General features: G+C 63.4%; 10 protein-coding genes. 4 read left to right on the forward strand and 6 right to left on the reverse strand.

The genetic code is table 11. The features are described 5' to 3' along the window. The 5 genes from PYR64_RS00840 to PYR64_RS00860 are packed head-to-tail and all read right to left on the reverse strand — an operon-like array spanning position 1 to position 4,702. Positions 1 to 372 carry a cupin domain-containing protein gene (locus PYR64_RS00840; RefSeq protein WP_018780006.1) on the reverse strand — a complete coding sequence of 124 codons (372 nt, stop codon included), beginning with the start codon at positions 370 to 372 and terminating at the stop codon, positions 1 to 3. A gap of 2 nt (positions 373 to 374) precedes the next feature. Next, positions 375 to 1,847, reverse strand: a complete 1,473-nt coding sequence (locus tag PYR64_RS00845) for a 4-hydroxyphenylacetate 3-hydroxylase N-terminal domain-containing protein (RefSeq protein WP_275777771.1) — start codon at positions 1,845 to 1,847, stop codon at positions 375 to 377. Next, entirely contained in the window at positions 1,847 to 2,539 is a 693-nt protein-coding gene (locus PYR64_RS00850; RefSeq protein WP_018780004.1) for a DUF2848 family protein, read from the reverse strand. The genes PYR64_RS00845 and PYR64_RS00850 overlap by 1 nt, the downstream gene beginning before the upstream one ends. Positions 2,540 to 2,549: 10 nt before the next feature. Then, positions 2,550 to 3,344: a carbon-nitrogen family hydrolase gene (locus PYR64_RS00855; RefSeq protein WP_275777774.1), complete on the reverse strand. Its 795-nt coding sequence runs from the start codon at positions 3,342 to 3,344 to the stop codon at positions 2,550 to 2,552. After that, the gene (locus PYR64_RS00860) at positions 3,341 to 4,702 is read right to left on the reverse strand and encodes an MFS transporter (protein ID WP_039239561.1); all 1,362 of its coding nucleotides are present in this window, start codon (positions 4,700 to 4,702) and stop codon (positions 3,341 to 3,343) included. The genes PYR64_RS00855 and PYR64_RS00860 overlap by 4 nt, the downstream gene beginning before the upstream one ends. 230 nt (positions 4,703 to 4,932) lie before the next feature. On the opposite strand from PYR64_RS00860, the gene PYR64_RS00865 reads away from it, so the two are divergent. Then, entirely contained in the window at positions 4,933 to 5,574 is a 642-nt protein-coding gene (locus PYR64_RS00865; RefSeq protein ID WP_026267479.1) for a GntR family transcriptional regulator, read from the forward strand. Here PYR64_RS00865 and PYR64_RS00870 read toward each other — a convergent pair. Beyond that, entirely contained in the window at positions 5,571 to 5,864 is a 294-nt protein-coding gene (locus PYR64_RS00870; protein ID WP_018780000.1) for a DUF503 domain-containing protein, read from the reverse strand. The two genes, PYR64_RS00865 and PYR64_RS00870, sit on opposite strands and share 4 nt — an antisense overlap. Before the next feature lie 204 nt (positions 5,865 to 6,068). Between PYR64_RS00870 and PYR64_RS00875 the strand changes: the two genes are divergently transcribed. From PYR64_RS00875 to PYR64_RS00885, 3 genes are read left to right on the forward strand one after another with little or no spacing between them, the layout of a single operon-like run. Then, the gene (locus tag PYR64_RS00875) at positions 6,069 to 8,045 is read left to right on the forward strand and encodes a cellulose biosynthesis cyclic di-GMP-binding regulatory protein BcsB (RefSeq protein WP_275777777.1); all 1,977 of its coding nucleotides are present in this window, start codon (positions 6,069 to 6,071) and stop codon (positions 8,043 to 8,045) included. Beyond that, positions 8,035 to 9,729: a hypothetical protein gene (locus PYR64_RS00880; protein ID WP_079582723.1), complete on the forward strand. Its 1,695-nt coding sequence runs from the start codon at positions 8,035 to 8,037 to the stop codon at positions 9,727 to 9,729. Before PYR64_RS00875 ends, PYR64_RS00880 begins: the two co-directional genes overlap by 11 nt. Next, entirely contained in the window at positions 9,726 to 11,681 is a 1,956-nt protein-coding gene (locus PYR64_RS00885; RefSeq protein ID WP_079582725.1) for a glycosyltransferase, read from the forward strand. Before PYR64_RS00880 ends, PYR64_RS00885 begins: the two co-directional genes overlap by 4 nt. Position 11,682 lies beyond the last annotated feature (1 nt).

The following is an 11,682-nucleotide window of genomic DNA, read 5'->3' on the forward strand; positions in this document are numbered from 1 at the left end:
TCAGTTGCTCCGCTCAGCTGGTGCTGGATCCGTGTAGTAGCGGACTTCGAACATCTTGGCACCGTTCTCGGAAACCCACGGGCCGTGTTCCATGCCGGGCGGACGGGTAGCCCAGTCGCCGGCTTTGAAGGTCCTGCCCAGGCGCTGGTCAACGAACGAGCCTTCGAAAATGAACACTTCTTCCCAGAAATCGTGGGTGAGGACGCCGTTGGGGGAGGTGTCCGTTCCAGGTTCGAACTTCAGGATTCGGGTGACTGAGTCGTTGTCCGAGTCCCGGGCCAGGATGGCCTCGGACAAACCCTCAATGTGCGGGTTGCAGGGTGCAAAATCCACCGAGTCCGTGGGCGTGAACTCGAATTCGGGCTTGGCCATGATCAGATCTCCTCCGACTCGGTGGTGCCGGCAATGCTGTAGGAACCAAGGAACGTGTCCAGCTCGGCGACCAGTGCGTCGTAGCCGTAGTTCCGGTAGGTGTACGCACCCCGGACTACAAACGGGGCGCCGGCGTAGAACATTTCGTACTGCTGGTGGCGGCCCGCGAACTCCGAACCGATGATGTCCCAGGCGAGCTTGAACAGCTTGACGCGTTCCTCGCTGGTGACGCCGGGGGACTGGACATAGCGTTCCATGTCCGGCCGCGTCACGCTGCTGGTCATGTCGGCGACGCTGGAGGGCAGCTGCAGCACGCCGCCGCCCACGAGGTCGCGAAGGATGGAAATCACTCGAGGGTACGTCTCGGACTGCAGGCCCATGGCCCCGTACAGTGCGCTCTTCCCGGGAACCCGCATGCCGGCGTCGTCCGTTGTTGCGGTGTACTCGGCGGCGAGCACGGCCGATTCGACGGACTGGACGATTGCGGCAAGTTCTCCGAGCTTCTCCTGCACGCCGGGGATCTTGTCCGTGCCATTCACCTGTGTGACCTTGCGGGCGACGGAGGCGATGAACTTGAGCTTGGTGGAGAACCGGATCTGGGCCTGCCAGTTGCCCAGGGCGTGGGCGCCGGTCTCGAAGAACTGGCGGCGCAGCGTGTCGATGTTCCGGTTGATGAATACCCGGTCCCAGGGGATGAGCACGTCGTCGAAGACCACCAGGGCGTCCGGCTCGTCGTAGTGGCTGGTGAGCGGGTAGTCGAAGTCGCTGGTGGCGGCAGGCGCGAACGGGCGGCGGCAGTAAAGCTTCAGGCCGTCGGTGGCCACCGGGACGGCGAAGCTGACGGCGAAGTCGACGTCGTCCGGTCCCAGCGGTTTGATGCAGGTGACGAAAACTTCGTCGGCGATCGCAGCGCCAGTGGCGAGCATTTGCGAACCCCGGACAATGATGCCCTCTTCGGTTTCGCGCACGACGCCGACCTGCAGGTATTCGCCTTCCCACCCTGACGCTGTGGTGGCGCGGGAGACCTGCGGCGGGATGATCGCGTAGGAAAGGTACAGGTTCTCGGACAGGATCTTCTTGTAGTACCGCTCCACGTTGCCTGCGAAGTCGCGTTCGTGGTTCTTGAAGACCTCCGGATGGGAACCGAACGCGGCAAAGAACGTGCCGACGTGGTCAGGGCTGCGGCCCACCCAGCCGTGCGTGTGCTTGGCCCACTTTTCGATGGCCTGCCGGCGCAGCACCAGCTCTTCCTGGGTCCGGGGAGCCGCGAACGTGCGGTTTGCCGGCCCGCCGATTTCCTCCGAATGGAACTGCATTCCATTGGCGGGATCAGCCGCGATGTCGAACAGCTCGGACATGGTCCGGGCAACCTTCGCGAAGGCCGGGTGTTCCAGGACGTTGCCGACAACCTCGCCGTCGAGGATAACCGTCCTGCCGTCATTCAGGGACTTCAGGTACTCTTTTCCGGTCCTCATCAGAGTGAGCCTTTCTTGATTTTGTAGTTATGTTCAATGGTGGTCCCATTTGGGAACGAGAGCTCCAACTTCCAGGAAGTTCCGTCTATGAACTTTCCGTCCAGAAGCGGCAGGGTGCCGCCGAGGCACATGAAGTCGGCGTCGCCGATGCCGGTCCGGGCCAGGAGACGCTCGACGACGTCGGCCGGCTTGCGCAGGCCGCTCAGCGAACCTTCCTGGTACAGGACTCCGTCAACCCACGAGCGCGCTGTGCACTCGTCGAGGTCGAGATTTTCCAGGTTCTCTACGGCGATCACCTCAGCGGCCACCGGCTTGGGGCACGCGCGCTTTGAATCGCCGATATCCCGGGCTTCAATGTCACGGTCTGTGTGGTCGGATCCGATGCCGAGGTAGTACTGGCCGTTGTGGCGGATGTACAGGGGCTCAATCTCACCGGAGGTCAGGTTTTCCGAAGCGTCGTGCTCGCCCGAGGTCTCGAAGAGGTCCGAGTCCATGCGGTAAAACATGGGCACCTCCGGGGGCGGGGCTACGCCGATGGCAGCCAGCTCGTCAATATGGTGTTGCACCGCTTTTGGATCCCGGCCTGTGTAGCCGGCCACCACTGCGTGGAAATCCGAAATGACGATTGTCTTGTCCGTGCCCACCACCCTGAAAGTGAGTGGGACTTGCCGTGTTGTTTGCTGTGTTTGCATTGGACTTCCTCTAGACGGTCAGAGTTTCGTAGCTGGCCAAGCGGTCATTGAGCACCGGGAACTCGTTGCGGACAATGCCCACCTGCTGCGGATCGATGTCCACCATGAGCACTGACTCCCCGGCGTCGGCCTCGGCCAGCACGTTGCCGGCGGGATCCACCACCCTGCTGTGGCCGCCGAGGTCCACGCCCTCCTGGACACCGGCAGCGTTGCAGGCAACCACGAAGATCTGATGCTCCAGGGCGCGGGCGGTGGTGAGGAGACGCCAGTGTTCGCGCCGGGCGGCGGGCCAGGCTGCCGGAACGATCACGATTTCTGCGCCGCGGGTGCTCAGCTCCATCCACAACCCCGGGAAACGCAGGTCGTAGCACGTGATTCCTGCCGTGGCCCCGAAGGGGAGCGGGACCACGGGCAGTGCGGCCCCGGCTGTCAGGAGACTGGCTTCCTTAGATTTGTAACCGAAGACGTGGATCTTCCTGTAGGTGTGGACCACGCTGCCGTCCGGGCCCAGCAGGATTGATGTGTTGCTGAGTTGCCCGTCCGCGCCGGCTTCAATGATGCTGCCGAGATGGAGATGGATGCCCAGTTCTTTCGCAACCCGTGAGCACATTGAAACGGTGGGGCCGGAGAGTGTCTCTGCCAGGGTCGCGTAGTCATCGAAGTGGAAGTAGCCTGCACTCCACAGTTCCGGGAGGACGATCAGCTCGGCGCCGCTGATGTTGCGAAGAATTTTCTCGACCCGGTCGATCCGGTCCCCGCGGCTTTCGGTGTCCGGACTGGCTACCTGGACCAATGCGATTTTCATGCTTGTTCCTTCTCTTTGCTGCTCGGCTCGTCCAGATCACTGAGCTTCAGGCCCTTGGTTTCCTTAGCAAACATCACCGAGACCATGGAGATCAGGCCCATCCCTGCCAGGTAGATGCCGATCGCGTAGCCCGTACCGAAGGCGCTGTAGAGAGCCAACGCAATGATGGGAGACAGCGACCCGGCGATCAGCGAAGCCAGATTGTAGGCCACGGAGGTGCCGCTGTACCGGACATCGGTGGGGAAGAGTTCGGAGAAGAAGGCGCCGATCACCGAGCTGTACGCGGCGAAGATCAACAGGCCACCTACCGCCGCGGCGATGATGCCCCACATCTGTCCGGTGTTGAGGAGGGCAAAGAAGGCGAATGCCCAGATGACGGTGGCGATCGAAGCCCCGATCATGATGGGCTTCCGGCCTACGCGGTCCGCGTAGATGGCCAGGACAGGAATAGCGACGACGGCCGCTGCCTGACCGATCATGACGGCGGTGAGTCCGGCTTGCCTTTGCAATCCCATGATTTGGGTGACGTACGTGATGATGAACAGCGAGTAGATGTAGAAGCCTGCGTTCTCACCCATGCGGCTTCCTGTGGCGATGAGGATTTCGCGCCAGTTGCGGCGGAAAAGGATGGCCAAGGGCATCTTGCGCTCGGACACTGCCATGGTCTCGCGCTTCCGCTGCGCTTCTTTGAACAGCGGTGTTTCCTGCACGTAGAGGCGGAGGACCAGGCCAATGATGACCAGCAATGCGGACAATCCGAATGCTATGCGCCAGCCCCATGCAAGGAATTCGCTCTCCGGCAAGGTGCCGGCGAGGATAGCGAGCACGCCGGCTGCCATGAGATTGCCCAGGGGCGGGCCCACGTTCGGCCAGGAGGACCAGAACGCGCGGCGTGAACTGTCATTGCTGTGCTCCGACACAAGAAGGACAGCGCCGCCCCATTCCCCTCCGAGTGCGAACCCTTGGATCAGCCGCAGCAACAGCAGCAGCAACGGTGCTGCAATACCAATGGCCGCGTATGACGGGATGAAGGCGATGAGGGTCGTCGCGACCCCCATGAGCATGAGGCTTGCTACCAACGTGGCGCGTCGGCCGTGTTTGTCGCCAAGGTGCCCCAGGACAATCGCGCCGAGGGGCCGGGCGAGGAAGCCGGCGGCGAATGTGCCCAGCGCCAGCATGGTGCCGACGAGGGGATCGTCCGTGGGGAAGAAGAGCTTATTGAATACCAGGGCAGCGGCTGTGCCGTAGAGAAAGAAGTCGTACCATTCCACTGCCGTACCGGCGAGGCTCGAAGCAGCAACCACGGGCAAGCTGGAGTGCTTTTGCTGCCTTGGCTCGGCTTTCTTCAAATCGGTCATTGTGGGGATCCTTTTGCGATTGGGAGCGGCCGGGCTTCTTGTGAGGCGGGCCGATGTCCCAAGAAATTGAGGGGTTCCAGTGCGTGAGCGGAATCACTTGAGCCGCCACTGAAAACTACTGTAGACGAGTTGTATACAACCTGTCTATAGTTGGGGTTAAAGATTCTTCCAGACGTCCGGGACCCTCCTGGAGGCAACTCGTATACTGGGCTTCGCGAGAAAGGCTCTCCATGATCCAAATGACTCCCACTGCGCAATCCCAGCCCGAAGTGGCTTATCAGTGGATGAAAAGCTACATCGCTGCCCTCCCGCGGGAGGAGGAAACGTTCCTCAACGAGGCCGTCCTCGCCAAGACCACGGGCACATCCCGTACGCCGGTACGGGAGGCCCTGCTGCGCCTCGAAGCGGAAGGCTTCGTCAAGCGGATCCCCCATAAGGGCGCGTTCGTGCCCCCAATTTCCGACCCCGATGTGCGGGCAATCCTGCAGGCCAGGGCCGTGGTGGAAAAGTGGGCCGTGTCAGCCCTGGACACCATGGCCGACGGACAGATCGACGCTTTCCAGAGCGTCATCGACCAGCAACGGGAAGCCAAGGACGATCCCGCGCGCTTCATTGAGCTGGATACCGAGTTCCATACGCTCATGGTTCAGGCCGGCGGAAATCCGGTCCTCGCCGACTTCTACGCCTCGCTCCGGCAGAAGCAGCTGAGAATCGGCGTCAAAGCAGTGTCCCGGGGATCGGATCGCGCCGGTGATGTGCTTCGCGAGCATCAACTGATTGTGGACGCCCTGCGCAGCCGAAGCCTGGAAGCGGCCCACCAAGCCATCGATGCGCACTTGGACTCCACCCGATGGGCCGTCATCGGCTACTAATCTTCGCTGTGCAACTCCCGCTGCCGTGCGCTAAGCAGCTCAAATTCAGGCCTGGCAGCCACGAAACGTTCAACGGCGTCGAGCACTTGCTGAAGGTGGGCGTGGTCAGGGGCCACCACAGCAGCGCCAATCAAAGCGCGCCGGTGCTGGTCCTGGAAGCCGGTCTCAGCTGCGGAGACCTCAAAGCGGCGCTTGAGTTCGGCGACCAGCGGCCGGACCAGCGAACGCTTCTCCTTCAGGCTGTGAACATCGCCCAGCAGGACATCAAATTCGATCCACCCGATCCACATAAACCCCATTCAACAGCAACGCGGGGTCACTTAAGGCCCATGTCAGGGGCGTTTACGGGCCAAAAGTGACCCCGCCTTGTTTGAGGTCTTGAGGGAATCTTGATCGAACGCAGCAAGGCGTCTTGAGTTCGGCCCGGCAGTGTCTATGAGGTGGCCCAAAAGGGCCCCCGACTCATCCGCTGCTAGTTACCCAGGACTGACATCGTGACCCAAAACCCTGCCAGAGCCCGCGCCCGATCCCGCACCACAGCCATACTCATCGCCTGCGCCGCCACCCTCGCGGTTTCCGCCATCACGGCCCCTATGGCTTCGGCCGGGCCCGCGCAGGGAGCAGTGGTCCGGGCGACCTCCAGCGTGTCGGCCATGGCCGGCCAGGTGGAGCAGACACTTGTGGTTCCGGTGACTGCGGGATTGGAGCCCACGCGGATCAAGGGCAGCATCGTGGTCTCCGGAAAGCCGGAAGGAACAGTCCGCGCAACGGTCAACGGCAGGATAGTCCTCGAAACCAACGCAGCAGCAGCCATCGCCCTGGACCAGGCAGTGAGCAGCGCAGACGTCATCAACCAACAGATGACCGTGGGACTGCAGTTCATCCCGGCGGCGCAGACTATGTGCGTCCTCTCAAACGCCACAGCCACGCTGAACAACCTCGCAGTCGATTTCTCCGGAACCGCGGAGGTTCCCACGACCGTCGGCGGGTTCTTCCCGGTGTCCGTGCCCGCCGTCGTACTTCCCGTCCCGGCGGACCCGGGTGCCGATGTTTCCGCAGCCGTCATGACTGCCGCCGCCTCGATGACGCACCGCTACCCGGACGCCTCTGTCAGCGTGGTCCCGGAAGCCGGACTTGCCGCCCGGGTGGCCGGCCTTCCTGCGGGCAGCCGGGTCCTCAGCGTCGTGGGTGACCAAGGCGAAACCAGCACCAAACTCTCCACCACAGCCGGCCTCCCGCAGCTCATCCTCAGCGGCCATGACGAACAGCTCCGTACCGCCGCGCGCGCACTGGCCAGCGACAATACAGCGCTCGCCGTGACGTCGTCCGTCACCGGGTTGACGTCCGCATTGCCTGCGTCGCCCGGCCTGACGCAAAGCCTCAAGGACCTGGGCAGCAGCACCCTGAAACTCTCCGGATACGGCACGCCGGAATCGTACGTGGGAGTCACACAGTCCCAGTTCGGCGGTCCCGTCCAATCAGTGAAGGTCCAGCTCAAGGGCACGCACACGGCGGTCCCGGCCAACGCCCAGGCTCAGCTTTCCGTCTTCTGGAACGATTACCTGCTTAGCTCCAGGAACCTCGACGGCGGTGACAGCTTTTCGGTGGACGCCGAAGTACCAGCCGGGCAGCTTCAGGCGAACAACGGCCTCCGGATCCGGCTCGCGGCCCTTCCCGCGGGCGGTGATTGCACCGGCCCCGCAGGTGTGATGCCCATGGAGGTCACCGTGGACACGGCAGGCAGCACGCTGACTGCCGCCCGGGGCGGTTCCATGAAGGCCGGTTTTGCACGGTTCCCCCAGGCCCTGGGACAGAGTGTTCCCGTAGCGTTCGGCGACGGCAACGCGCAGGCAAACACCGTGAACGCGGCCACCCTGGTAGCTTCCCTGCAGCGGCAGAGCGCCACCCTGCTGGACACCCGGGTGGTGGGCCTGGATACCTTGGCCGGCTCCAGCGAGTCCGGACTGGTGGTGGGCGCCACCGGCGATGTTGCCGACAAGCTCTCGGCACCCCTGCGTTTGGCCGAGTTCCGCACCATCTCCCCGAAGGACGTCGAATACGGGGTGGGCACGTCGGCACCGTTCGGTGTCCTGGAGGCGTTCGAACAAGGCGGCCGTGATCTTTTGCTCCTCGGGGCATGGGCACCGGACGGCGACGCTTCCGCGGCTGCGTTGCAGGCTTCCCTGACCTCGCACATCAGTGGTGTTGACGGCGGTTGGGCATCATTGTCCCGGAACCTCCTGGTCACCCAGCCCTCGGGTACGCCGGTCTTGCTGGAAAGCAACGTGGTGGTTCCGCAGAAGGCCGTCACCGACGACTACCGTCCCTACGCCGGGTGGATCGGCGGTGCAGTGCTGGTGCTGGGCCTCGCGTTCGCCGCCCGCACCATCCTGATGCGGCGCCGGGCCAAGGAAGCTCAGGCCTACGTGGACGCTGAACAGAAGGCGACCGAACCGGGCCATGGCAACTAGCGTTGCCACGCGGCGCCGCGCTGCCCACCGGCAGCCGGTGCTGCGGTCCCTGTCATCGCTGATGATCCGGGGTTGGGAACGGCTCGGCGCCCCGGTGGACGGACGCAAGGTCCCGGGCACCAGGATTGTGGCCTTGTTGGCCGCAGTGGTGGGCTACGTTGCTTGCCTGTACACCATCGGCCACGGCACCAACCTGGACTACTCCGACGCCCAAAGCCACCTGACCATCGCCCGGCGCATCTTCGACAGCAAGGCGCCCGGCTTTGAACAGCTCGGCACGGTGTGGCTGCCCATGCCCCACCTTCTGCTGGCGCCGTTCGTGGTGAACATGTGGCTGTTCAGCACGGGCTGGGCTGCGGGACTATTGGGGATCCTCGCCTTGTCCGCTACCGCCACGGGCCTGTACCTGATCGCAGCGCGCCTCGGTTTGGGCCGGGCGGGCCGCCTGGCGACCACACTGGTGGTCCTGGCGAACCCGGCGGTCCTCTACGTTTACACCACTGCTTTGACCGAACCCGTGCTGATCATGTGCATCGTGGGCGGCATGGCAGGGCTGGCACATTGGTCCACCAGCCGGCGTCGGATGAGCGCCGGTGAACTGGCTGTCTTCGCAGGCATTCCCTCGGCCGCAGCCGTCCTCTCCCGCTATGAGGGGTGGGCGCTGGTGATGACCGGGACGCTGTTCGTGCTGATCGTCTCCAAACGCCGCACAGGCCAATGGCGCGAAGCCCTCACCATGGCCGGCGGCTACGTGATGATCCCTGCTGCGGCGGTGCTGTGGTGGCTTTCGTACAACTGGGCCATCTACGGCAACCCGCTTGAGTTCATGTTCGGGCAGTATTCCGCTTACGCGCAGCAGAAAAACATCACCGACGGCGGCCTGTTGCCTACCAAGGGCAACCTCGGACTGACGCTGACTACTTTCCACTGGTCGTTGCTGGAAACCGCGGGGGTGGTGGTCCTCGCCCTGGCGGCGTGCGGCGCCGTCGTGCTGGTCTTCAGGAGGGGCTTCGCGAACAGCACCCTCCTGGTGGCGGTGACCGGCAGCGCCTACGCCTTTGCGCTGTTGAGCCTTTTCCTGGGCCAAACGGCCATCAACAATGACCACTCGCTTCCCACTACCTGGTGGAACAACCGCTTCGCCCTGACGGCGTTGCCGTTGGTAGCGGTTTTGGTGGCCGTCTTCGTGCAGGAACTGACCCGGCCGGCGCGGCTCCGGCCCTGGCTGATCTGTGCTTTGCTGGGTGCATTGGTGGTGCAGAACGTGTGGTGGAACGAGGACCCCACCGGGAGGTTGGCCGTCCTGGCGGAAGGCAGGATGTCAGCTGAATCCACCACCAACTCCACCGCCGCCGCCCGTTGGCTGAACCAGCACTACGAATCCGGCGGGATCCTGATGGACGAAAGCGCACGCGGAAACGCAGTGCTTCCAGTGATGGGCATCCCGCTCAAGGAAATCTACAACAGGGCCTCCGGCGATTACTTCGCTCCTGCGCTGGATGATCCGGCCAAGTATGCCAAATGGGTGTTCGTCAACGTCGAAGCAGGTACAGGAGCGCGGGATTCGGGCCCCACCGACCTCGTTTACCAGGCGATCATCAAGAACCCTTCCTTCGGCGTGCGCTACTCCGTCGCCTTTTCCACGCCCACGCACCGGATCTATGAAAGGTCCTCGGATTCATGACCCCTGCTTCCCTCGTCAAAGGACAGTTCAACCGGCAGTCGATCGGCCAGACACTGCTCGCCGCAGGCCTTGTGACCCCTGAACAACTGCAGCGTGCACTGGATCGGGCCGCGATCGAAGGCGGTTTGCTGGGACGGCACTTGATCCTGGAAGCCGGGCTGGACCGGCGTCGGATCTATGAAGTGCTGGCCCGGCAGTGGGACGCCCCGCTGGTGGATCTGGTGGCCGAGCCACCAGCGGACGAACTCATGGAGCAGCTCATTTTCAGCGAGCTTGCGGAACCTCAATGGTTGCCGTGGCGCAGCGAGGACGGCGTCCTGACCGTGGCGACGGCGGTTGTTCCGTCCGCGGCAATCGCCGAGGAAGCAGCAGCGAAGTTCGGGGCCACCGACGTCGTCTTCCGCACTACGACGGACTGGGACATCAACCAATCCATCCAACGCTCCTTCAGGCGCCACCTGCTTTACGAATCCGCTGAACGCCTGGCCGAGGAACGGCCGGGTGACTCCGCTCGCATCGCGTTGACGCCGTGGCAACGGTACCTTCCTGTGGTCCTTGTAGCGGCAATCATGGTGGGGTTCGTGATCTCGCCGCTGACGGCGGTCATCGTGCTGCTGGCTGCAGCGAACATCGTCTTCCTGATCAGCATCGGATTCAAGACGTTGGCCAGTCTCCGCCGGCCTTTCGACAAGCTCCACGAGGCGGCAGTGGTCCGGGCACGGAACAAGGAACGTGCACGACGCGGCCTTCCGCCGGTGGCCGATGAGCGGATTCCGGATTCCGAACTGCCCGTCTACACGATCCTCGTCCCGGTGTTCCGCGAGGCCAACATCATCGACAAACTGCTGACGAACCTGGGGCAGCTGGACTACCCCCGGTCCAAGCTGGATGTGCTGGTCCTCCTGGAGGAAGACGACGCCGAGACCATCGCCGCGGCCAAGGCCTCCAGGCCGCCGGAGTACGTCCGTATCCTCATCGTTCCGCGGGGCGAGCCCCAAACCAAGCCAAGGGCGTGCAATTACGGACTGACGTTTGCGCGGGGCGAATACGTGGTCATTTACGACGCCGAGGACCGCCCTGATCCGGGACAGCTGAGGGCTTCCATTGCAGCCTTCAAACGGGATGAGTTCGAGCGGGAGCACCTGAACCCCGGCCGCAAACCGCTCATCTGTGTCCAGGCCGCGCTGAATTACTTCAACGCCGACCAGAACGTGCTCACGCGCCTGTTCACCATCGAGTACACGCACTGGTTCGATTCCATGCTCCCGGGCCTGGACAACTCCGGGATCCCGTTGCCGCTGGGCGGCACGTCCAACCACTTCGTCACCGCGCTGCTCAAGGAAGTTGGCGCGTGGGACCCGTGGAACGTGACAGAGGACGCGGACCTGGGACTTCGGGCAGCCGTGGACGGTTACCGGGTGGGTGTCATCGACTCCACAACGTGGGAGGAGGCCTGTTCACAGGTGCCTGCCTGGATTAAGCAACGCACCCGCTGGATCAAGGGGTACATGATTACCTCGGCGGTGAATACCCGGAACTCCCTGAGGTACATCAAGAGCACGGGGGTAGCCGGAACCGTAGGCTTCCTTGGGCTGATCCTCGGCACGCCGCTGGCCTTCCTGGCTTATCCGCTGGTGGTTGGATTCACCGTGGTGACCTACATCGGTTACGACATCGTAGGCCTGGTCCTTCCCGGCTGGTTGCTGGCCGGAGGGGTGGTGTCCATGCTGTTCGGCAATGCCATGATGATCATCGTCTCCGGTGTCGCCACCTTCCGCAGGCATGGTTGGAGGATCGCGATTTTTGCCTTGCTGAACCCGTTCTACTGGGTCCTGCATTCCGTGGCGGCGTGGCGCGCGGCCTGGCAGATGCTGACCAGCCCCCATAAATGGGAGAAGACCCCGCACGGGCTGGAGGCGGAATACCACGACGACGGCCACTGGGTCGGGTGAC

The sequence above is a fragment of the Paenarthrobacter sp. Y-19 genome, from assembly GCF_029223985.1.
Taxonomy (GTDB): Bacteria; Actinomycetota; Actinomycetes; order Actinomycetales; family Micrococcaceae; genus Arthrobacter; species Arthrobacter nicotinovorans.